The 23,902-nt window shown below is 31.1% G+C and carries 23 protein-coding genes, 1 tRNA gene and 1 pseudogene; all 25 read right to left on the reverse strand.

Annotation, left to right across the window (positions count from 1 at the left end):
* Positions 1–2: 2 nt before the first annotated feature.
* The 25 genes and pseudogenes from BTO04_RS06475 to nhaD all read right to left on the reverse strand — a co-directional run bounded on the left by BTO04_RS06475 (position 3) and on the right by nhaD (position 23,890).
* Positions 3–944, reverse strand: coding sequence for an SDR family oxidoreductase (locus tag BTO04_RS06475; RefSeq protein ID WP_087563727.1), 942 nt, complete (start codon positions 942–944; stop codon positions 3–5).
* Complete coding sequence (locus BTO04_RS06480; protein WP_087563728.1) at positions 944–1,396, reverse strand: WxcM-like domain-containing protein; 453 nt, start codon at positions 1,394–1,396, stop codon at positions 944–946. Before BTO04_RS06480 ends, BTO04_RS06475 begins: the two co-directional genes overlap by 1 nt.
* Complete coding sequence (rfbG, locus tag BTO04_RS06485; RefSeq protein WP_087563729.1) at positions 1,384–2,487, reverse strand: CDP-glucose 4,6-dehydratase; 1,104 nt, start codon at positions 2,485–2,487, stop codon at positions 1,384–1,386. Before rfbG ends, BTO04_RS06480 begins: the two co-directional genes overlap by 13 nt.
* Before the next feature lie 8 nt (positions 2,488–2,495).
* Entirely contained in the window at positions 2,496–3,269 is a 774-nt protein-coding gene (rfbF, locus tag BTO04_RS06490; RefSeq protein ID WP_087563730.1) for a glucose-1-phosphate cytidylyltransferase, read from the reverse strand.
* A 292-nt stretch (positions 3,270–3,561) separates the two neighbouring features.
* Positions 3,562–4,665 (reverse strand): non-hydrolyzing UDP-N-acetylglucosamine 2-epimerase, encoded by a 1,104-nt coding sequence (gene wecB, locus BTO04_RS06495; protein WP_087563731.1) that lies wholly within the window; start codon positions 4,663–4,665, stop codon positions 3,562–3,564.
* A 4-nt stretch (positions 4,666–4,669) separates the two neighbouring features.
* Positions 4,670–5,794: a glycosyltransferase gene (locus BTO04_RS06500; protein ID WP_087563732.1), complete on the reverse strand. Its 1,125-nt coding sequence runs from the start codon at positions 5,792–5,794 to the stop codon at positions 4,670–4,672.
* Positions 5,784–6,941 carry a glycosyltransferase family 4 protein gene (locus BTO04_RS06505; RefSeq protein ID WP_087563733.1) on the reverse strand — a complete coding sequence of 386 codons (1,158 nt, stop codon included), beginning with the start codon at positions 6,939–6,941 and terminating at the stop codon, positions 5,784–5,786. Before BTO04_RS06505 ends, BTO04_RS06500 begins: the two co-directional genes overlap by 11 nt.
* Positions 6,942–6,946: 5 nt before the next feature.
* Positions 6,947–7,921 carry a glycosyltransferase family 2 protein gene (locus BTO04_RS06510; protein ID WP_157662439.1) on the reverse strand — a complete coding sequence of 325 codons (975 nt, stop codon included), beginning with the start codon at positions 7,919–7,921 and terminating at the stop codon, positions 6,947–6,949.
* Between the two features lie 9 nt (positions 7,922–7,930).
* Positions 7,931–9,367 carry a lipopolysaccharide biosynthesis protein gene (locus tag BTO04_RS06515; protein ID WP_087563735.1) on the reverse strand — a complete coding sequence of 479 codons (1,437 nt, stop codon included), beginning with the start codon at positions 9,365–9,367 and terminating at the stop codon, positions 7,931–7,933.
* A gap of 1 nt (position 9,368) precedes the next feature.
* Positions 9,369–10,769, reverse strand: coding sequence for a nucleotide sugar dehydrogenase (locus BTO04_RS06520; protein WP_087563736.1), 1,401 nt, complete (start codon positions 10,767–10,769; stop codon positions 9,369–9,371).
* Between the two features lie 44 nt (positions 10,770–10,813).
* Positions 10,814–11,941, reverse strand: a complete 1,128-nt coding sequence (gene gmd, locus BTO04_RS06525) for a GDP-mannose 4,6-dehydratase (RefSeq protein WP_087563737.1) — start codon at positions 11,939–11,941, stop codon at positions 10,814–10,816.
* Between the two features lie 96 nt (positions 11,942–12,037).
* Positions 12,038–12,382, reverse strand: coding sequence for a four helix bundle protein (locus tag BTO04_RS06530; protein ID WP_087563738.1), 345 nt, complete (start codon positions 12,380–12,382; stop codon positions 12,038–12,040).
* A 50-nt stretch (positions 12,383–12,432) separates the two neighbouring features.
* On the reverse strand, positions 12,433–13,383 hold the full coding sequence (locus BTO04_RS06535) for a GDP-L-fucose synthase (RefSeq protein ID WP_087563739.1): 951 nt from the start codon (positions 13,381–13,383) through the stop codon (positions 12,433–12,435).
* Positions 13,384–13,394: 11 nt separating this feature from the next.
* Positions 13,395–14,717: a UDP-glucose/GDP-mannose dehydrogenase family protein gene (locus BTO04_RS06540; RefSeq protein WP_087563740.1), complete on the reverse strand. Its 1,323-nt coding sequence runs from the start codon at positions 14,715–14,717 to the stop codon at positions 13,395–13,397.
* A 2-nt stretch (positions 14,718–14,719) separates the two neighbouring features.
* Positions 14,720–15,145 carry an adenylyltransferase/cytidyltransferase family protein gene (locus tag BTO04_RS06545; protein WP_087563741.1) on the reverse strand — a complete coding sequence of 142 codons (426 nt, stop codon included), beginning with the start codon at positions 15,143–15,145 and terminating at the stop codon, positions 14,720–14,722.
* Between the two features lie 38 nt (positions 15,146–15,183).
* Positions 15,184–16,119: a Gfo/Idh/MocA family protein gene (locus BTO04_RS06550; RefSeq protein ID WP_087563742.1), complete on the reverse strand. Its 936-nt coding sequence runs from the start codon at positions 16,117–16,119 to the stop codon at positions 15,184–15,186.
* 3 nt (positions 16,120–16,122) lie between these two features.
* The gene (locus tag BTO04_RS06555) at positions 16,123–17,409 is read right to left on the reverse strand and encodes a nucleotide sugar dehydrogenase (protein WP_087563743.1); all 1,287 of its coding nucleotides are present in this window, start codon (positions 17,407–17,409) and stop codon (positions 16,123–16,125) included.
* A 117-nt stretch (positions 17,410–17,526) separates the two neighbouring features.
* Positions 17,527–17,843: pseudogene (locus tag BTO04_RS06560) on the reverse strand (four helix bundle protein).
* 119 nt (positions 17,844–17,962) lie between these two features.
* On the reverse strand, positions 17,963–18,946 hold the full coding sequence (locus BTO04_RS06565) for an SDR family oxidoreductase (protein WP_087563744.1): 984 nt from the start codon (positions 18,944–18,946) through the stop codon (positions 17,963–17,965).
* A gap of 117 nt (positions 18,947–19,063) precedes the next feature.
* Positions 19,064–19,141: transfer RNA gene (locus tag BTO04_RS06570), tRNA-Val, on the reverse strand.
* Positions 19,142–19,200: 59 nt separating this feature from the next.
* A complete protein-coding gene (locus BTO04_RS06575; RefSeq protein ID WP_087563745.1) occupies positions 19,201–20,409 on the reverse strand; it encodes a folylpolyglutamate synthase/dihydrofolate synthase family protein in 1,209 nt (402 codons plus the stop codon).
* 17 nt (positions 20,410–20,426) lie between these two features.
* A complete protein-coding gene (locus tag BTO04_RS06580) occupies positions 20,427–21,257 on the reverse strand; it encodes an energy transducer TonB (protein ID WP_087563746.1) in 831 nt (276 codons plus the stop codon).
* Between the two features lies 1 nt (position 21,258).
* Positions 21,259–21,654 (reverse strand): biopolymer transporter ExbD, encoded by a 396-nt coding sequence (locus BTO04_RS06585; RefSeq protein ID WP_087563747.1) that lies wholly within the window; start codon positions 21,652–21,654, stop codon positions 21,259–21,261.
* Position 21,655: 1 nt separating this feature from the next.
* On the reverse strand, positions 21,656–22,345 hold the full coding sequence (locus BTO04_RS06590) for a MotA/TolQ/ExbB proton channel family protein (protein WP_087563748.1): 690 nt from the start codon (positions 22,343–22,345) through the stop codon (positions 21,656–21,658).
* 150 nt (positions 22,346–22,495) lie between these two features.
* Positions 22,496–23,890, reverse strand: a complete 1,395-nt coding sequence (gene nhaD / locus BTO04_RS06595; protein WP_087563749.1) for a sodium:proton antiporter NhaD — start codon at positions 23,888–23,890, stop codon at positions 22,496–22,498.
* Positions 23,891–23,902: the final 12 nt, after the last annotated feature.

Raw genomic sequence — 23,902 nt, forward strand, 5'->3', positions numbered from 1 at the left:
TTTTAATAATTTTTAAAAAAATCTAACGTCTTTTCAATTTCAAGTTTATCGTATTCGGTATTTGGACTCCATCCAATATTCTTAAGCTTTTCATTCGAAAGATTTAAAGGTTCTATTTTTTCACTTTTATTAACCTTATATTCAAACTCAATAGTTTCATTTAAGTAATCTTCAGCGATACCCTTTACCCAGAGACCAACAGAAAGCAATGTTTTACTTTCAGAGCTACAAACATTAAAAATCCTATTATCTGTTTTAACAAAATCATAATCAATTAAAGCGTCTACAGCGGAACAAACATTTTTTAATGAAATAAAGTCACGCTCCTGCAAACTATTAGAATAAATCTGAAATTTTCTTTTATTTACTATATTTCTACAAATATCATTAATTAACAAAGTCCACCTATTTGCCGTTGAGAATGCCGGGTAGCCAAATGAATTAGAAAGCCGCACCACACTTGAATTTAAATTATGTTCATAAAAATAAGAAAGAACATAATCTTCAGCCGCTTTATGTGTTATAGAATATGGATGCACAGGAAAAGCATTAGACTCTTCATTAAATCTTCCCACTAATGGTTTCGCATAAACATGCGCTGTAGAAAAGTAAATAAATTGCTTTACTTGATTCTTATGCGCCCAAATTAACCATTCTACGGTCCCTTTTATATTTACATCTATTGCTTCCTGAGGTAAATTAACACAATCATGCTCATTCATCGCTGCTAAATGGATGATAAGATCTATTTTTACACCATCTAGTTTTCCTTCTTTTAACACATCATTATTCGTATAAACAATAATGTTTTCGGTCTTATTTTCTAAGCTTTTATTTCTGCTTAGAGCATAAACTAAATACTCTTTTTTATTCCCAAAATGTGCTGTTAATCTGCCGCCAACATACCCTAATCCACCTGTAATAAGTACTCTTTTCTTTTTCATTAAAAATTAAATTTTATTTTAGAGGTACTCACTGGGTCAACCACACTTTCTAAAGGGTCATGTGGAATGCTTGCTATATTATTTAATAGATTCAAATCTTCAGAAGCCCCTTGAAAAGCCATCCAAATACCTGGTTGAACTGTTAAGCGTTGATAGTTAGTAACGGAAAGTACAACTTCGCAAAAGGAATCAGAGGTAGCACTACCTTCTCTGTCATCGTAAAAAACAAATTTAACAGCACCAACAGGTACTATTAAATTCGACACCATTCTTTTATGTTTCTTCCAACCTTTTACATCATTAAATACTACCGTTGAAAAATAAGATTCACCAAAAGATTCAAAATTAACATCCGTACATTTAAGCGCATGCATCACATTCCCTTTTTCTCCCTCAATTACCTTTAAAGGAGTAAGTTCTATGCCATGAAATAAATCAACTATTTTGCCCATTCGTTATTTCTATTTTTTGCATTTGTTACATACTCAATAATTTGTTTGTTTGTAAACGCAAGCATTTCTATAGCTGTATTATTATAATAATTATTATACCAGGTAGCGGTAAAAGCTACCGTTTCATCAAAATGAAGGGTGGGTTTCCAATTAAAATGTTGCAACGCTCTATCACAATTTAGTTTTAAAAGTCCTGCTTCATGAAAAGAATTATTTTCTTGTAGTTCATACATATCAGCACCCTTTTGAACTTCCCAATATTTAGCAATTTCTTCTAGCAATTCTAAAACTGTTTTATTCTGATCTGAGTTTGGACCAAAATTATACGCATATCCGTTGTATTTTTTATCTAAATATAGCTCTTGGCCACATTTAAGATAGCCACTCAATGGTTCTAGCACATGCTGCCAAGGTCTTGTAGAATGGGGGCTTCTTATAGGTACTGTTTCTCCTAATGACCAAGCTCTAAACATATCTGGCACCAACCTGTTTGCCGCCCAATCTGCGCCACCAATTACATTACCTGCTCTTACAGAAGCTATTTTTATCTGAGAATCTGAATCTTTAAAAAAAGATTCATAATAACTTTTAATTATGATCTCTGCGGCTCCTTTAGAAGCACTGTAAGGATCTTTTCCTCCTAAATGATCTGTTTCTTTATATCCCCATTCCCATTCAACATTTTCATAACATTTATCACTTGTAATCATAATAGCAGTGCACGGAAATTTAGCAACACGTAAAGCCTCTAACACATTCGCTGTTCCCATAATATTTGAAGACATAGTGTCTATTGGATCATCATAAGAAAGTTTTACAATGGGTTGCGCAGCCAAATGAAACACAAAATCAGGTTCTATTTCATGAATCAATTCTTTTATTTTATTCAAATCACGAATATCAGCAAACGTATGCTTTACCAACGATTCCATTTTTGTGATTTCGAATAGTGAAGGACTACTAGGTATATCTTTAGAGACCCCATACACTTCTGCTCCCAACTGTTTTAACCACAAACTTAACCAAGCGCCTTTAAAACCAGTATTACCTGTAATTAATACTTTTTTATTATTGTAAACGTTCCCAAACATAATTTTATTTATTTTAAGTTAATCCAAGGAGCTTTATCAGTATCCCAAAGTTCATTCAAATAATTTTTATCGCGCAAGGTATCCATACATTGCCAAAAACCATAATGCTTATATGTATATAATTCTCCTTTTTTTGCTAATTTTTCAAGTGGTTCTTTTTCAAAGACAGTTGAATCACCATCAATATAATCCATAACCTCTGGTTGGCAAATAAAAAAGCCGCCATTAATCCAGTTCCCATCTCCATTTGGCTTTTCTATAAAAGAGGTAACACTATTGTCATCTTTAATATCTAATGCTCCAAACCTACCTGCTGGTTGCACAGAAGTCATTGTTATTAACTTTGAGTGCTTTTTATGAAACTTAATAGATTCTGAGATATTAACATCAGAAACTCCATCTCCATATGTTAACAAAAATGGTTCATTTCCAACATATTTAGCAGCTCTTTTAATTCTTCCTCCGGTCATTGTATTTGCTCCAGTATCTATTAGCGTAACTTTCCATGGCTCAGAAGAATTATTATGCACTTCCATACTATTTGAAGTCATATCTATTGTAACATCACTTTGGTGTAAAAAATAATTGGAAAAATATTCTTTAATTACATATCCTTTATACCCTAAAAGTATTACAAAATCATTTAGTCCATGTTCAGAGTACATTTTCATAATGTGCCAAAGTATTGGTTTTCCGCCAATTTCTATCATTGGCTTTGGTTTTAAATCGGTTTCTTCACTTATTCTAGATCCAAATCCTCCTGCTAATATTAGTGTTTTCATATTTTAATTTTTTATACTATTTCCATTTTTTTTGCTATCTGTTCTGCACCAAAACTATTTAAATTCCCGTTATTATAAAAGTCTTCTTTATAATAAATCATTTCATTCTTAATATAATCTAGAACTTTCATATTTAACTTTACTCCTAATTCGTTAATAGCATCTATTAATCAATCATAATTTAAAAAGAAGCTACTTCCATTTATATGCATTGGCATAATTACTGAAATAGGTTCAACACCTTTTTTATTCCATTTAAACCTTTAAAGTAAATGTTTTGTACCATTTTTATTTATTTACTAATGAGATGCCTAATTATTTTAGAACTACTAAATCCGTCACCATAAGGATTTTTTGTAAAAACAGGAGGATTCATTTTTAAATCATTATATTTTTTTACTATTTTTTCACAATCTGAGCCTACTAAAAACGCAACTCCCTCGGTAACTCCTTCTGGTCGTTCTGTAGTCTCTCTTAATACTAAAACAGGTGTATTGAAAGAAGGAGCCTCTTCTTGTATACCCCCCGAATCTGAAATTGCGCAAAATGAAATATTTAACATTTTCAGCAAGTCTAAATACTCTAGCGGTTTTACCAAAATTACATTATCTAGCTTACTTAATTTAGAGTCTAGTACTTTACCTCTTACATTTGGGTTTGGGTGCAATGTCCAAACATATACTGTGTCTTTATTTGACATTGCTAATTCATGTACAGCCTCAATTATATTTGATAAATTATCTCCATGATTCTCTCGCCTATGACAGGTAATTAATACTTTTTTAGCGTAATTTTCTGTTTTATCTAAATCTAAATTCAACCATTTTAAATTCTTAAAATTATCATTGTTAACAACTAAATTCAAAGAATCTACAACGGTATTTCCTATTACGAATATTTTATTTGCATCAATTCCTTCATTTAAAAGATTTGTTTTTGAAACTTCCGTAGGGCAAAAATGCATTTCCGCCGCAATTGAAGCTATTCTTCTATTCATTTCCTCAGGGAAAGGATTGTCAAAATCAAAGCTTCTAAGTCCTGCTTCTAAATGAGCAAACTTAATTTTATTATAAAAACTAACCAATGAAGCAGCCATAACTGTAGTAGTGTCACCTTGTGCTAAAATAATAGTTGGTTTAACCGCTACAGTATCAATATAAGATTGAATTGCATTAATTGCTCTTTCTGTAAGGGAAGATAAACTTTGGCCTGCAACCATTACATCTAAAACGATGGTTGGTTCAATACCAAATGTATCCCAATATGGATCTAATAAATCTTTATGTTGTGCAGTATTCACAATATCAAAATCAACCTTATGTTTTTTTAATTCTAATATTACAGGAGCTACTTTAATTAGCTCTGGCCTTGTACCAATTATAAAGGTTATTTTCATATTACTATATTTTTAAATTTTCTTTTAATTCATTTGTAAAAACATCTAAATGATAGGTTGAATCAAAAAGTGTTTTTATTTGTTGAGACTTTTCTTTACTACGCAGTCCTAATTGTTCAAATGCCAAACATATTTGATCTGAGGCATTCATATCAACTAACATACCTAAGTCTTTACTAATAAAAACGGATTCCAAACCTGGTAATTTATCACCTAAAACGGGAATACCATATGACCAATATTCATAAAGTTTATTGGGAGCACAAAATCTATGATTTAAAGAGATGTCTTTATATAAAATTACTCCAATATCTGTACTTAAATAAATAGCTGCTAATTTCTCATGAGCTATTTGTCCTGTAAGTACAATATTTTGTAAGTGAGCATTTTCTATTAATTTAAAAACTTCAGAATCTAACAATCCAACAAACCAAAATTCATAATCTTCTATAGGCAATTGTTTAATCGCTTTTAAATAATTTGATATGTGATGATTAGTCCCTACTGCACCAATATGAGTAACCCTTATTTTTTTACTTTCTTTATGTATATTGATATTACCTGAATTATTATTTGTGTTTGGTAAGATCATAAATTGACCATCTTCATAGGCTTTTAAAAGACTTTTAAAATATTCCATTCTATTATATTCTGGAAAAATAGCAATATCAATTTTATGAAAATTGTGGCTTATTCTTGATAATAAGAAAGCATCAAATTTACTTTGCTTTCCCTCTTCTATCATTTCAAATTGATGATAAATTATTTTGATATTATTCAACTTAAGAAGCATACTTAAGTAAATAGTATAAATATCAAAACTATAAACTATGATTTCCTTTTTTTTTATATAATTTTTAACAATCGTCAAAAATAAAAAAAATGTAAGTTTTAAATATTTAAAAATCTTTTGTAGTACTGACTGATTGTTAAAATCTTTACTAGAATTATAATGATGAATTATATATCTATTATTTGCTGTTTTTAAAAAATCAGTAAAACCATTAAATGTATTTTGTATTGTAGTTATTTCCCCATACTCCTTTAAAAAGTTATGCAACTGCTTTACTGGAGGAAGCCCAGTGAAAGACCCTATTGTAGCTAAAATAAAGACACTTTTAGTTTTCATCTATATGCTGAATTTTATTTAAATTATTTACATACCTATCTCCATAATCATCCCAAGAAAAACCCTTAGCAACTCTGTTTTTAGCAGCCTCACCCATTTTTTTTGTTTTTTCTGGGTTCTCATAAAGAAATAACAACTTTTCTTTTAATGCTTCAACACCCCTAATTGGAATAACATAACCTTCTTTGCCATTTTCTGTAATGAGATCTTCTCCTCCAGTATTATCACTACAAATCAAAGGCAACCCACAGGCCATTGCCTGTAATTGCACCATTGCCATGCCTTCCTGAATAGACATCATTACAAATACACTACCTTGAGAATAAAATTTGTATAAGCTAGATTGTTCTTGATGTCCCATAAATTTTATCTTGTCACAACTATATTTATCAATTAATTCATTCGTTTCATCATTAATTTTTCCTAGATGAATTAATTCACTATTTGGTAAATTTAATTCATAAAAAGCTTTTAATAAGTACTGAACTCCTTTCTGAAGAGTAAAACCACCCGCATAAACTACTCTAAAAACATTATCTTCTTTAGGAATTTGTTTAAAAGAAGTTAAATCAACTCCGTAAGGATTCAATAATAGTTTTGATTTAGGAAATCCGTATTCTAAAAAGGTTCTTTCTACAAAACTGGAAGGTATTGAGATATAATCAGCCAATTCATACTCTAATAATTCGCGTTGCCAAGTTTTATAATCAGGCTTAAAAGGTTTTCCAAACAGAGTAAATTCTTCATCTAGAATTTTCATTTGATATGAAAAATGGCTACTTCCTCTTTCTAGAATTGTAATTATGTTTTTATTTTTCTTAGCTTCTACAAAAGCCTCCAAACTTGTACCACTCCATCCTATAAGGATATCCGTTGTCTTTAAATCTTTAATATTGCTCTTAGCCTGTTTAACCTTTACGTATATATTTATTTTTGATTTAAAACTAAATGGAACATGTTTTTGAACAAATCGATTTAAGAATTCTAAAAAATAATTACTTCGAATCTTTGCTTTATCAATTCCCCAGCGTTTCACTATAAATTTCGGATAGGTGGTATTTAATAAATTTAAAACATTGTTCCTTTGCAATTGTTTTGCCAAATCAAAAGCGTGGAAACGTCCAACAACTGATATATTAACTTTCATAGAAATTATATTTTTAAATTAATTTTATTAATACCATTTCTAATAACCAACGCATTTTTAAAGCCTATCATATTAGCAAGTTTCTTAAATCTATATCCCCCAACTGGCCACATTTTTTTAAAGCCCAAACTGTAAAAATTATCTTCTGAACTCTTTAATAACTTAGGAAACAGTGGATAAAATTCATATATAAAATTCATATAATTATTTGCTAAACCTTTTTTCAATCTATTACTATCTATATAATCCTTACAATTTGATTCGTATAAATTATAAGAATGCAATAACGAAATTGCCTTAAACTCACCAAAATTATTTTTACGGGTTATACTATTTAAATTACCAGACCTATAATATACTTTTGCTCCTTCACAAAATTTAATAGCTTTTGCATTTAATAACACTCTAGAAAAAAATTCTCCGTCTTGATTAATTAATAATTTCTCATTCCAAGGTCCAGAACTCTCTATTAAGCGACTAGTTGTTAACCAAATAGAGGTTTGCCCCATTCCATTTCCATTCCAACTATCAATTAACCAATTTACAGGGGCGTCATAATTCTTATTTATTACTTGATTTCCCCACTTTACAGTATCAATAGTATTATAAAAACGCCCCCAATAACCACTTACTATAATCTCATCTCCAAATTGTTCAAATAATTGAAGTTGATTTTCAATTTTTGAAGGATGCAATATATCATCTGCATCTAAATATTGAATATAATCTCCTGTACTCAGTTCAAAACCATAATTTCTTGCCGCACAAGCACCTTTTCTCTTGTTTTTAAATATTCTAATCAAATCTGGATGCTTATCCTTACAACTTTTAATTATATCCCAAGTATTGTCTTTAGAATCGTCATCAATAATAATAATTTCTATATTTTTATGTAGCTGCTGCATCGCTGAATCTATAGTTTCAACTATAAATTTTGAAGCATCAAACGCAGGTATTATTATGGACACTTTATCTTTCATAATCATTATTTATTTTGATTTAAAATTATGGTAAAGTTTTACAAAAGGAAAAATTACTTGATTTCTAAAAATAAAAAATGATAAAAAAAATGAAAGCAAAAGAACAATTAGTTTTAAACTTTTCTCATTGTAACCAATTATGTGAAGTAAGAATAGGCTAACACCAGGTATAACTAGTATTTTAAAAGATTTAACATGATACATCATTAAATTGATTAATGATTTTTTTAATGATAAAATCATTATATATGATTTTAAAAAAAAATTAATAAATAAAGCTACATTAACCATTATTGCAACATAATATAATTCGCCTAAATAAACACCTATAACCAAACATATTATAGTTATCGGTTTTTCATAAAATGTAATAAAATTTAAATATTTAGCCTTTCCTATTGACTTAACAACACTATCAATTAGAATGTTAAATGGTAATACAACAATCCCTAATGACATAATCTTAAAAATGGGAATCATCTCTACCCATTTAGAACCAAAAACCAAATTAACAATATCACTTCCAAAAATATAAAAAATAATTGCACAAGGAAAAATGACACTTGAAACTCCTAAAAGAAATTGACAATAAATATTAAATATTCTTTGAGTATCATTTTGAATTTTAGAAAAAACAGGATAAATAACTCTACCAATCGCAGACATAATTGTATTTACAGGCATTCGGACTGTTGATAACGATTTAGAATAAATACCTAAATTTAAATCTCCTAAATTACGACCAATTAAGACTTTATCAATAACAGAAGCAATAGTACCAAAAACTCCATTAATAAAAATAGCGAAACTAAACTTTAGAAGTTTCCTTATTGAAGCGAAACTAAATATAAATGAAGGAAGCCATTTAGAAAACCACCAAATTACAACAGCATATATAAGAGGCTTTAATAGATGCAGTATTACAAGTGACCAAACACCATAACCAATAGACGCAAAAAATATTGCAAAACTGAAACTTATGAAAGAACTTAGAATTTCTGAAATTCCAATTTCTTTAAAACGCATTTCTTTTTCTAATTTAATTTTTTGAACCATCCCAATACTATTAATTAGGACAATAAAACTCATTACTTTTGCAAAAGGAATGAGTTTCACATTTTTATAAAACTCGGCAATAAAATTCGCGGAAAAATAAATTGAAACAGTAATTATTACAGATATAATAATATTATACCAGAAAATAGTAGAATAATCCTTATCCTGAATGTTTTCTTTTTGGATAAGAGCCTCACCAAACCCAAAGTCTAAAAAAAGTCTACTAAAACCTGTTATTACAAGTACCATTCCAATAATTCCATATGCTTCAGGTCCTAAAACTCTAGCTAAATATATACCTAATGTAAAATTAATTATTACAGCACCTAAATTAGATGTTGCCGTCCATAAAACACCTTTAATAAATTGGTTTTTTAGATTTGCAGACATATTATTTACTTTTCCCTAAACTATATATTTTAAAACCAATTTTTTCAAATTTTTCTTTGTCTAGAATTTTACGGCCGTCAAAAATAAAGGCCGGTTTTAACATACTGTCGTAAATACGCTGCCAATCATAGGTTACAAACTCATCCCAATCCGTTAAAACAGCAATCGCATGGGCATCTTTAGCCGCTTCATACGGGTCATTTACAACGTTTAATAATTCTTTGTTTTTGATGTCATCCCTCGTATTTAAATATGCTAGATCTGCATATACTTGATACTCTTGTACCTTAGGATCATATACATGAACATTTGCATGTTCTTCTAACAAACCATCTGCCACATAAATGGCAGCAGATTCTCGTGTGTCATTGGTGTCTTTTTTAAAGGCCCAGCCTAAAAACGCTATTTTTTTTCCAGAGACCGTATTGAATAAGGTCTTGATAATATTATCAGAAAATCGTTTTTTTTGATGGTCATTCATAATAATGACTTGCTCCCAATAGTCAGCAACAGCATCCAATCCGTAAGATTTTGCGATATATACCAAGTTTAAAATATCTTTTTGAAAACAAGAACCTCCAAAACCAACAGAAGCCTGTAAAAATTTGGGTCCAATTCTACTATCCATACCAATGGCTTTTGATAATTCGTTGACATCAGCTCCTGTTACTTCGCACAATTCAGAAATTGAGTTAATTGAAGAAACACGTTGCGCCAAGAAAGCATTTGCGGTGAGTTTAGACAACTCTGAGGACCATACATTAGTAGTTAAAATTTGAGCGCTGGGTATCCAGTTTGCATACACTGCTACCAGTGCCTCCATCGCCTCTTTTCCTGCTACTGTTTGATCCCCACCAATTAACACCCTATCTGGGTTGTATAGATCTTGCACTGCAGTACCCTCTGCTAAAAATTCAGGATTGGATAATATTTGAAAATTCACCCCATTTCCTGTATTGTCTAAGATCGTTTTTATAGCTTCAGCCGTTCTTACGGGTAAAGTAGATTTCTCTACTATTATTTTATCAGTTTTAGCAACGCGCGCTATTTGACGCGCACACAATTCAATAAATTTTAAATCTGCCGCCATTCCTTTTCCTTTTCCATAGGTTTTGGTAGGCGTATTTACAGAAATAAAAATCATATCTGCTTTTTCAATAGCATCATCAACATCGGTAGTGAAAAATAAATTTCTATTTCTTGCCACTTTTACAACAGCATCTAAGCCAGGTTCATAAATTGGCAATTTACTTAAATCAGCATCATTCCAATCTGCGATGCGTTGTTCATTTAAATCTACAACTTCAACATTAATATGTGGACATTTTTCAGCAATTATAGCCATGGTTGGCCCACCAACATAACCAGCACCAATACAACAAATATTTTTAATAATTTTCATCTTACTTTTTTTTATTCAAATTATTTAATCTAAATAACATCAATTTACTCAGCTTGTTTCAAGATTTCATGACCCGCTTTTAATAAAACAACATCCTTGTTCATTAACGAGACATCACTTTTCATCATATCTTTTACTAAGGAAGCCAAATCATGTTCTGGAACCCATCCTAGTTTTGTTTTAGCTTTTGTTGGGTCTCCAATTAACAAATCTACTTCCGTTGGACGGAAATAAGACGGATCTACAGACAACACTTCTTTACCTATTTCTATTTGAAAATCTTTATGATTACAAGCAACAACATACGCTTTTTCGTCTACACCTTCTCCTTTAAATTCAACCTCTATACCAACTTCAAGAAAAGCAAAACGTACAAAGTCTCTTACTGTTGTAGTAACACCTGTTGCAATTACCCAATCTTCTGGTTTGTCTGCTTGTAAGATCATCCACATCATACGCACATAATCTTTGGCATGACCCCAATCACGTTTTGCTTCTAAATTACCTAAAAATACTTTTTCTTGTAAACCTAAAGCAATTTTAGCTACTGCACGCGTAATTTTCCTTGTTACAAATGTTTCACCTCTTCTTGGTGATTCATGGTTGAATAAAATACCATTACACGCAAACATATCATACGCTTCGCGATAATTCTTAGTGATCCAAAATCCGTATATCTTAGCTACTCCATAAGGTGATCTCGGATAAAATGGAGAAAGTTCATCATAAAAACCTTTGTCATTTTTATTTTCTGGCATCCCCCCATACAATTCTGAAGTAGAAGCCTGATAAATTCTTGTTTTCTTTTCTAGTCCTAAAATTCGTACCGCTTCTAAGATTCTTAAAGTACCTAATCCATCAACATTACCCACATATTCTGGAGTATCAAAAGAAACCGCAACATGAGACATCGCTCCTAAATTATAAATCTCATCTGGCTGACATTCTTGGATGATACGCGTCAGATTCATTGCATCCGTTAAATCTCCGTAATGTAATTTTAGTCTTAAATCTGGAGCATGAGGATCTTGATATAAATGATCTATTCGATCTGTATTAAACAAAGAAGACCTCCTCTTAATACCATGTACCATATAGCCTTTCTCTAATAGCAATTCTGCTAAATAAGACCCATCTTGTCCTGTAATTCCTGTAATTAATGCTACTTTCATTGTTCGTTGTTCGTTGTTCGTTACTCGTTGTTCGTTGCTCGTTGTTCGTTGTTCGTTAAACGATTGACGGTGGACGACAAACGATAATCGTTTTTTTTACTTTAGTGATTTTATTAATTTATACAACATCATTTTAATTCTTGTACATAATTCAAATAATTTCACATATTCTTCATTAGAAATATACGCTAAATCTTTTGCTAAAAACAATTGATAATTTGCTTCTTCCAAAGACCCTTTTGCAATATATAAAAATTGTATAAACTCTTTTTTATACTGTCTTCCTTGACCTTCTATTATATTTGTTGGAACACTACTAGCACTTCTTCTTATTTGATTGGTTAACCCATATTTTTCTGAAGAAGGAAAGTGTTTTGAAACTAGGTATACATCAAGAGTTAATTGATGGGCTAATTTCCAAACCTGTAGTTTACATTCCATTTTTTTGTTCGTTGTTACGTTGATCGTTGGACGGTGGACGAGAATCGATTTTACATTTTCACTTCTTTAATACTTTCTATATTCTCCAAAAACCAAGTATACGTTTTCTCGATCCCTTCTTCTAATTCTGTTGAATATTGCCAACCTAATTCTTTCATCTTAGAAACATCCATTAATTTTCTTGATGTACCATCTGGTTTTTCAGCATCCCAAACAATTTGACCTGTATGACCTGTGATTTTTTGGATTGTCTCTGCTAATTCTTTTATGGTAATGTCTTTACCTGATCCTACATTGTACAAATATTCAGGTAATTCATTTTCCAAAGCATACACAACAGCTTCTGCCATATCATCTACAAATAAAAACTCACGCATTGGAGTACCACTTCCCCATAAAACAACTTCTGAATTGTTATTGTTTTTTGCCTCATGAAACTTACGAAGCATTGCAGGTAATACATGAGAAGATTTTAAATCAAAATTATCATGAGTACCATATAGATTCGTTGGCATTAAGCTTACATAGTCTTTACTAAATTGCTTTCTAATAGCTTGACATGACTTAACTCCTGTGATTTTAGCGATTGCATACCACTCATTTGTAGGCTCTAGAGAATCTGTTAATAAATATTCTTCTTTTAAAGGCTGTGGTGCAAATTTCGGATAAATACAAGAACTTCCTAAAAATATAAATTTATTAACCCCTGATTTTAATGCGCCATCAATTAAATTATTCTGAATTTGCATGTTCTCCATTAAAAAGGGATAGGGAAAATCATTATTTGCTAAAATACCACCAACCTTAGCTGCAGCATCAATTACAATTACTGGTTTTTCAGTTGTATAAAAATCTTTAACAGCTTCTTGATTTCTTAAATCTAATTCTTTACTGGTTCTACCTAATAAATTAGTATACCCTTTTTTTTCTAAAGCTCTCCATACTGCCGAACCGACCATACCTCTATGACCAGCAATATATATCTTTGTTGACGTATCCATTAATAAAAAAATTATTTTCCAATTTGATAATATTCAAATCCTTTATCCTCTAAATTAAATGCATTGTATTGATTTCTACCATCAAAAATAACTGGAGAATTCAATTGAGATTTTATTTCCTCAAAATCAGGCGATCTAAATTCCTTCCATTCTGTTAAAAGAATTAAAGCCTCAGCTCCTTTTAAAACGTCATATTTAGAATCATAATAAGTGATCCCTTCTACATCTTTTAAATAACATTCTTTAGCTTCCTCAATCGCTTTAGGGTCATAAGCATGTAATTTTGCACCTCTACTCAACAATTCTTTTACAACATATATTGATGGTGCTTCACGCATATCATCTGTACCTGGCTTAAAGGCCAAACCCCATAATGCAAAAGTTAACCCCGATAAATCTTCTCCAAACTTTTTTACAATTTTCTGAGCAATTACTAATTTTTGAGCGTCATTAACATCCTCTACTGAGGTTATTAAATTTGCTTTATATCCGTGTTCTTCAGCAATTTTCTTTAATGCTTTTACATCTTTTGGAAAACAAGACCCTCCATAACCAGCACCTGGATAAATAAAACTATAGCCTATTCTTTTATCTGAACCAATACCTATTCTTACTTGATTTGCATCTGCCCCCACTCTTTCACAAATATTTGCAATTTCATTCATAAACGAAATTTTAGTTGCTAACATAGCATTAGCAGCATATTTCGTCATTTCTGCAGAGCGAATATCCATCGTTATAAAACGATCATGCGTTCTAAAAAAAGGTGAATATAATTGTTTCATTGCACCAAAAGCATATTCAGAATCTGCTCCAATAACCACTCTATCTGGTTTCATAAAATCATCTATCGCTGCTCCTTCTTTTAAGAATTCTGGATTTGAAACTACATGAAACTTTAACTGAACACCTCTTTTATCTAATTCCTTTTGTATTGTTGCTTTTACTTTATCCGCTGTTCCAATTGGAACCGTTGATTTATCAACAATTACCAATTCTTTATTCATTGACTCACCTATAGATTTAGCTACTGCTAAAACATATTGCAAATCTGCAGAACCATCTTCTCCCGTTGGTGTTCCCACAGCAATAAAAACTATCTTTGCATTTGAAATTGCATTAGGTAAGTTTATAGTAAAATCAAGATTTTTATTCTTTACATTTTTTAAAACCATCGCTTCTAACCCAGGTTCAAAAATGGGAATAATCCCTTTATTTAATTTTTCAATTTTTATAGCATCAATATCAACACAGGTAACACAATTCCCCATTTCCGCAAAACAAGTTCCAGAAACCAAGCCAACATAACCTGAACCAACTATAGCTATATTCATTCTTATTTATTTTTTAACAACCATGAAGATGACTGAATTTTATCTCCTAAACCATCAATTAATTGAATACCTAATTCATTACAAATTGGCGCTTCAGGAATCGAATTATTATCCTGATCTCCGCCATTAGCGAAACCAAGGTCATACTCTTCATTGAATTTTTCGTGTAAATTTGCGATGGAAGCACAAACCGTTCTATCTTTATCAATAGAAATCATTGCTTTATCAACAGCTTTAATATTCTGAACAATAAACAAACGTTCATCTTCTTTTTGAAATTCTTTAGATCCTTTTAATGCTCGTTGAAAATCGCTATTCACAATTACAAAAAGCGCATCTGCTAATGCTTTTGCATTATTAAAGTATTCTAAATGTCCTTTATGGATTGGGTTAAAGTACCCAGAAACGATGATTGCTTTTTTCTTCATGCTTTTTCAACTTTTTTTTTTGACAAATATATAATTATTTATTTAATAACATAAGGGTGCTTATCCCCTTTTTTATCAATTGTCAAACTCCTAATATCATGCACTATTTGTATTGACTTTTCAGAATCCATCAACCCAAAACCATTTCCTTTTAATATTTGCTCATAACTTTTGGTATGCAAATCTGTAAAACCAGCACTAAATTCTAATTCTTGACCATCTATTGTAATGGAACGAAAAGTTTTTTGCGCCATTTCTTTTATCTGCGCCGGTAAATCATTTTCATTAATTGAGAGAAACCATCGTACCCTCGCATTCTTAAACTCTAAATAACCTGCCGCTTTGTCTTTTTCTCTTAAATGCACAATATTCTCTTGAACATCTCCAAAAACCCAAGAAAGCATATCATAAAAATGAACACCAATATTTGTTGCGATTCCACCAGACTTACTTTCATCACCTTTCCAAGAAACATCATACCACTTTCCTCTTGAAGTAATATACGTTAAATCTACCTCATACTTTTCTTTTTTATTCTCAGCGTCTACCTTATTCTTTAATTTAATAATACTTGGATGCAACCTTAATTGTAAAATTGTATTAATCTTTTGACCCGATTCTTTCTCAATATCCATTAATGCAGCTACATTCCATGGATTTAAAACTAATGGTTTTTCACAAATTGCATCTGCTCCTCTTCTTAAAGCCATTCTAATATGAGCATCATGTAAGTAATTTGGAGTACAAATACTCACATAATCTAAAAGAGTTCCTGCTCTTTTTAATTTCTCTATATGACGATCAAAACGCTCAAATTCAACAAAAAAATCTGCACTTGGAAAATAACTATCCATAACTCCAACACTATCAAATTTATCTAGTGCAGCAATTAGCGTGTTATTTGTATCTTTTATTGCCTTTAAATGTCTTGGAGCAATATAACCTGCAGCTCCTATTAAAGCGAAATTTTTCATTAACTATAAAAATTTATCTACTATTTCTGATGAAAGAAAATTCTTAACATCATATATTATTGCTTTTTCTTTTTTAAGTGATTGTAAATCTAATTCCTTAAATTCTTTATGGGCTACTGTTAAAACTATTGCATCAAATTTTTGATTTGGCAGTTTGTTTTCTGATAACAATAGGTATTCTTTCTTAACTTCTTTTGGGTTTGCATTGGGATCAAAAACGACAACATTTGCGCCATAGTCTTTAAGCTCGTTCACCACATCAACAGCCTTGGTATTTCTAACATCTGGACAGTTTTCTTTAAAAGTAATTCCTAGAACAAGAATATCTGCTCCTTTTACTTTTATATCTTTCTGAATCATCAGTTTAGCAACTTCTGAAGCCACATATTTCCCCATACTATCATTAACTCTTCTTCCAGATAAAATAATTTCTGGGTGATATCCAAATTCTTGCGCTTTTTGTGCCAAATAATAGGGATCAACACCAATACAATGTCCACCAACTAAACCGGGTTTAAAAGGAAGGAAATTCCATTTTGTACCGGCTGCCTCTAAGACATCTTGTGTATTTATATCCATCAAATTAAAAATCTTAGCTAATTCATTTACAAAAGCGATATTGATATCTCTTTGCGAATTTTCAATAACTTTTGCTGCTTCAGCAACTTTTATTGTTGGCGCTAAATGTGTACCCGCTAAAATAACTGAATTATATAAAGCATCTACTTTTTTTCCAGTTTCTAGCGTTGAACCAGAGGTAACTTTTAAAATTTTTTCAACGGTATGTTTTTTATCTCCCGGATTAATTCTTTCTGGAGAATATCCTGCAAAAAAATGGTTATTAAATTCCAGTCCAGAAACTTCTTCTAGCACCGGTACACAATCTTCTTCTGTTGCTCCTGGATAAACAGTAGACTCATAAATAACGATATCGCCTTTTTTTAAAACCGTTCCAATTGTTTCACTTGCATTAATTAAAGGCGTTAAAACAGGTCTATTGTTTTTATCAACTGGTGTTGGAACCGTAACGATATAATAATTACAGTCTTTAATGTCATGTATTGATGAAGAGCAAAAAAGGCCATTATCATTAGAGTTACAACTTACTAAAACAGCATTTAGAACCTCTTCTTCAACTTCTAACGTTTTATCAACGCCAGATTTCAACTCAGAAACTCGTTTTTCATTTACATCAAAACCTACAACGGAATACTTAGTCGCAAATAACCTTGCCAATGGCAGCCCTACATACCCTAAACCTATAACTGCTATTTTTATTTGTTTATTCATTTTTTTTATACTTATACAGATTTTAAAGACTAAAACTAAGAAATAGACGAAGGCTTTGATTTGTCTTCGTTTTTGGCTTTAGTCTTCGTTTTTGTTTGTCTTAGTCTTATTGTCTTTCTAATTATTTATTATTATTTTTCTTAAACTATAAATTATTTTCTGCAAACTAATACATTTATATATAATTCCATCAAGCTTATTTTTAGAAATATATTTTAGTCCAAAAGAAATTCTAACCTGTGTTTCTAACTCAAAAACGGAACCCAAACTAATTTCTAAAAACCTTGCAAAATCTTTTTCTGAATTCCTAGATGCACCTCAGCTATATTTGAAGGTATAGATGTTGCTGATCTTGTAATTTGAGAAGTTAATGAATACTTTTCATTTGAAGGAAAATCAGCAACTAACTTGTATATATCTTGTACCAGTTGCATACTATCAATCCAAATATCATATTTTCTAAAATCTCTCAATATTCCTTAGTTTTAGTCTTTGCCTTAGTTTTTGTGTTTTTTTTTGGCTTTAGCCTTAGTCTTGGTCTTTGTCTTAGTTATTAAAGATTTTCCCAATACCATTTTACGGACTCCTTCAGTCCTTTTTGTAACGAAAATTTAGGGTTATAACTTAAAAACTGTTTTGCTTTTTGGGTATCTGCATGAGAATGAGGTATATCTCCAACTCTATTTTCGCCATATTTAATGGCTATTTCAGCAATAGTTTTATCAAATTCTGAAAGATATTTTTTCAAAAAGCCTACTAAATCATTCAACGTATTTCTATCACCAAAAGCGACATTATAGACTGTGTTTAATGCTTCTTTATTGTGTGTTACTAAACTCAATAAATTAGCCTGAATTACATTGTCAATATATGTGAAATCTCTTGAATAAGAACCATCTCCGTTTATCACAGGTGATTCTCCTCTCATTAACTGACTAACAAATTTGGGAATTACCGCTGCATAAGCACCATTTGGGTCTTGCTTTCTACCAAAAACATTAAAATATCGAAGTCCTATCGTTTCCAAACCATAGGTTTTAGAAAAAACATCTGCGTATAATTCGTTCACATACTTAGTAACTGCATAGGGAGACAAAGGCTTTCCAATAACGTCTTCTACTTTTGGCATTGACTTTGAATCACCATAGGTTGAAGAACTTGCAGCATAAACAAAACGTTTAACGCTATTATCTCTAGATGCCACTAACATGTTTAAAAAACCCCCAACATTTACATTGTTTGATGTAATAGGGTCTTTTATAGATCGTGGAACAGAACCTAAAGCCGCTTGATGCAAAACATAATCTACCCCTTTAGTTGCTTTGATGCAATCATTTAAATTCCTAATATCTCCTTCAATTAATACAAACTTTGGATTCTCTAAAAAGGTAGAAATATTCTCTCTTTTACCTGTTGAAAAATTGTCTAGACAAACAACTGTATTATTCTTACTTAATAACGCTTCACACAGATTAGAACCAATAAATCCTGCTCCTCCTGTTACCACTATTTTTTTTCCAGACAAGTCAATATTCATCAACAAAAATTTAATTTATTTTTCGGATACGAATGTACAAAAAATGTTTTTATTCTACTCCTTTAGAGAATAGTCTAAAACAAAAAAATCCTTCACAAATTGTGAAGGATTTTACTTTGGTGGGCAATGAGGGATTCGAACCCCCGACCCTCTCGGTGTAAACGAGATGCTCTGAACCAACTGAGCTAATTGCCCTTAGCGGGTGCAAATATAACAGCCTTTTTTAATTAACCAAAGAAAAAACAAAATTATTTTTAAATTATTTCTGCAACAACAAAAGTACTTCCTCCAACATAAATTATATCTTGCTGATTTGCATTGCCTAAAGCCTGTTTATACGCTTTTTTTACAGATGAATATTTTTTTCCTTTTAAATCAAAAACGAATGCCTTTTCATATAAAATTTGCTCAGACATCCCTCTAGGAATGTTTGGTTTGCAAAAATAGTAGATTGCTTCCTTTGGAAATAGCGGTAAAACCTCTTCTAATTTCTTATCAGAAACTACACCTAAAACAATGTGTAGTTTTTTATACTTTTCTTTTTTCAGTTGATTTAAAACAATATTTAATCCTTCTTTATTATGAGCTGTATCACAAATTACTTTTGGATTTTCTTGTAAAATCTGCCACCTTCCTTTTAGCGTTGTATTTTCTACAACAGCTAAAAATCCCTCTGAAATATTTTTATCTGAAACCTGAAAACCTTTTAGTTGTTTTATTGCTGCAAATGCAGTTTTTGAATTCTTCTTTTGATACGCTCCCAACAAATCTGTTTTGTACACTTTTTCATCATCCGAAGCAAAGAAAATTTCAGAATTCCTTTCTTTCGCTTTTTCTAAAAAAACATGCTTAACCTCAACTTGCTCTTCACCAATAATAACTGGAATATTCTCTTTTATAATACCTGCTTTTTCAAATGCAATTTCCGGTAAAGTTTCGCCAAGAAACTGCGTATGATCTAAACCTATATTTGTAATTACAACAACCTCTGGATTTATAATATTTGTAGAATCTAATCGTCCTCCTAAACCAACTTCAATAATAGCAATATCAACCTTTTCATCAGCAAAGTAATCAAAAGCCATTCCCACCGTCATTTCAAAAAAAGACAGTTTTTGTTGCTCTAAAAAATCTTTATGTTGTTTTATAAAAGAAGTAACTTTTCTTTTAGGAATTTCATTTCCATTAACTCTAATTCTCTCTGTAAAACTCTTTAAATGTGGTGACGTGTATAAACCAACTTTATACCCAGCTTCTTGCAAAATTGAAGCCAACATATGGCTTGTAGAGCCTTTGCCATTCGTTCCTCCTACATGAATTGATTTAAACCGATTCTCAGGAAATTTCAACTCCTTTGAAAAAGCTACTATATTTGTTAAATCTTTTTTGAATGCGGTCTTACCTTCCCTTTGATACATAGGTAATTTCGCAAACATCCAGTCTAATGTTTGTTGATAATTCATACTGCAAAAATACGTGATTATTTAGACAAAGAAAACTTATAAATGATAGTTCCCATTTGTTTTGTTGGCGCATTTTTATCTGCATTCCACTTGGTTTTTAAAGCAGCCTCTTTTGCAGGTTTTAATAGACAAGCAGCTGTATTTGTAGAACCTTTTACACCTGGAATTGCACTAATTACTTTTCCGTTTTTATCAACCTGAATGCGCACAACAACAGTTCCTTCTTCTTGACAATCTGGCCGTTCTATTGGTTTTGATAAAGCTTTTCTTCCTGCAAGGTTATAATTTCCATCAGAACCACTTCCTGTGTTTCCATAATATTTAGAAGAATTTGCATCTCCTTTTTCTTCTCCTTTTACTCCAGCCTCTTTAGTATCTCCTTCTCCTTTTCGATTTCCATCAGCAGCATTGCCATTTAACAAATTATTTAAAGCGTCTTGTGTTTCTTTTGATGGTTTAGGTTTTGGTTTTTTCTTTGGAATTTCTTTTTTAACAACCTCTTTTACAGGTTCTTTTTTTACTTCTTTAACTTTCTCAACAACAGGAACATTCTTCACTGTTTCATCTGTTATAATTTCTTCTTCAATGATTTCTTTTGGAATTTCTTTTACTTCTTCTTCAACAACTTCTTGTCTCTCAATTACTTTTGGAGTTGAAATTTTCTTTGTTTTCTCAACAGGTTCTCCACTACCCACTTCTGAAGTTCCAAAATTTATTGCCAACCCGTATTCTTCTGGAGGATCTAAATAGTGCATTCCATAATTGAAAATTCCGAATACCAGAAGCATCAGAATAACAACTGTAATTACAGCCGATTTACGTTTATGTTTGGTGTCTAAAACAGGCATTTTATTTTCCGCCTTTTACAGCTAAAATCATTTTTAATTTATTCTTATTTGCAATATCAATCACTTTCATAACATTTTTATAAGGAGCATCTTTATGTCCCCTAATAATAATTGTTTTCTTTTTATCGATACCCACTTTTCTTAAAATCTCACTTTCTAATTTTGATGAACTCACCTTTGTTTTATCAATATAAAACAATGATTTACTCGTAATTGTTACTGCAACAGACTTATTATTCTCCGTCTTCCCTCCTGCTTTTGGCAACAAAACATCAATTGCACTTACGGTTACCAAAGTTGATGTAAGCATAAAAAAGATCAACAATAAGAAAACAATATCTGTCATTGACGACATATTGAAAGAGGGGTCTACTTTATTTCTTCCGCGTAAATTCATTTTAAACTGGCTCGTTTAATAAATCTAAAAACTCTACAGATTTTGCTTCCATTTGATATACAACTTTATCTGTTCTTACCACCAAATGATTATACGTAACATAAGCGATAATACCTACAATTAAGCCTCCAACTGTTGTTGTCATTGCTGTATACAAACCATCAGAAAGTAACTTAATATCTATTTGTCCTCCTGCATTTGCTATTTCATGAATGGCAATTATCATTCCAATTACAGTTCCTAAAAAACCAATCATTGGTGCTGCTCCTGCAATTGTTGCTAAAACACTTACGTTTTTTTCTAATTGATACACCTCTAACTTACCTGCAGTTTCAATTGCAGTATTTATATCTTCTAAAGGCTTTCCTATTCTAGAAATTCCTTTACCAATTAACCTTGCTGTTGGTGTATCTGTAGAATTACATAATTCTTTAGCAGACTCTAACTTACCGTTAGAAACATAATCTTTAATCTGATTCATAAAGTTTTTATCAACTTTAGAAGCAGATTTTATGGCAAAAAATCGTTCGAAATAAATATACAATGCTACTGCCAATAAAACAAAAAGTAGCGCAATAATGATTTGCCCTCCTAAACCTCCATCCATAATTAATTTATAGATAGAAAGTGTTTTTTCTTCTGAAGCAACTGCCTCCAAAAGTTCTTTATTCTCTTGAAAAAATGATATCATTCAATTTTCTTTTTAAAGTTCTATTTAAATAACGACTATTCTTTTTTTAAATTGTTTCATAAAAAAGAATAACAGTTTCTGTATCTCAAAAAAAAAAATGCCATTCTGTATTTTTACAAAATGACATTTCTTTAAATTATTTAAAGATGGTTACACAAACATTCTTATGACTACGAACGCTGCTGAACCCACTAAAAACCCTATTAATGCTAACCAAGATATTTTTTTAAAATACCAAAAGAAATCTATTTTCTCCATTCCCATTGCAACAACACCTGCAGCAGAACCTATAATTAACATAGACCCTCCAGTACCCGCAGAAAACGCAATAAAATGCCATAAAGGATCATCTAAACCTTCAGAAAACATACCTAAACTTGCTGCTACTAATGGAACATTATCAATAACCGCAGAACCGATACCTAATAAGATAACAACCAAATCTGAGACTACTGTTCCGTCTAACTCTGAGCCCATCAAAGGAATTCCTTGTTTTAAACTATCTGCGAAGTTGAATAAAATACCTAAAGATTCTAAAGCCGCAACTGCCATTAAAATACCTAAGAAAAATAAAATACTCGGCATTTCTATTTTAGATAATGAGGCGTGAACAGGACTGTGATTTGCATGTTCATCGGATTCTGCACTATTAAAATCTGTCATAGAAAACTTAGAACGACTATAAATTTCAGCAAAAGTTGCAACAACCGCCAGAGAAAGCATCATTCCCACATAAGGAGGCAAATGTGTTACTGTTTTAAATACAGGAACAAATAAAATTGATCCCAATCCTAAATACAACATTCTTCCACTATGTTGGCTTTTTGGTTTTTCTACTTCATTCTCATCAAACTCAATATCTCCTTTAAATGCTGGTAAAAATGTTGCTAGAAAAGAAGGAACAATCATACATAGTAATGAGGGAATAAATAAGTAGGTAAATAACATTCCCGTACTTACTTTATCTCCAATCCAAAGCATTGTTGTAGTTACATCTCCAATTGGTGAAAAAGCGCCACCTGCATTTGCAGCTATAATAATTAAACCTGCAAACCAAATTCTATCTTCTTTTGCTTTAACAATTTTCTGTAAAATAGAAATTAATACAATTGTAGCCGTTAAGTTGTCTATAATTGCAGATAAAATAAAGGCCAATATAGAAAACATCCATAAAAGCTTCTTTTTACTTTTAAAGTTCACATATCCTTTAATAGTAGAAAAACCATCGAAATAATCTATGATTTCTACAATGGTCATTGCTCCTAAAAGGAACACTAAAATTTCAGCAGTTTTACCTAAATGATGTAATAAGGTTTCTTCTACCAAATGCAGTTTATCATCATGTGCTAAACCACCAAAACCATCTACTAAAGCGTGCTTACTGGAATCAAACCAAGTTGTAAAATTATCTACCCCAAGAGCAACCAAAGCCCAACATACAGCCATCATAATTAATGCTGGTATTAGTTTATCTAATTTTAAATTATGCTCTAAAGTAATGGCTAAATACCCCATTACAAATACTATAATAATTACTGATTCCATATTCTCTGATTT

The organism is Polaribacter sp. SA4-10 (assembly GCF_002163835.1).
GTDB lineage: Bacteria > Bacteroidota > Bacteroidia > Flavobacteriales > Flavobacteriaceae > Polaribacter.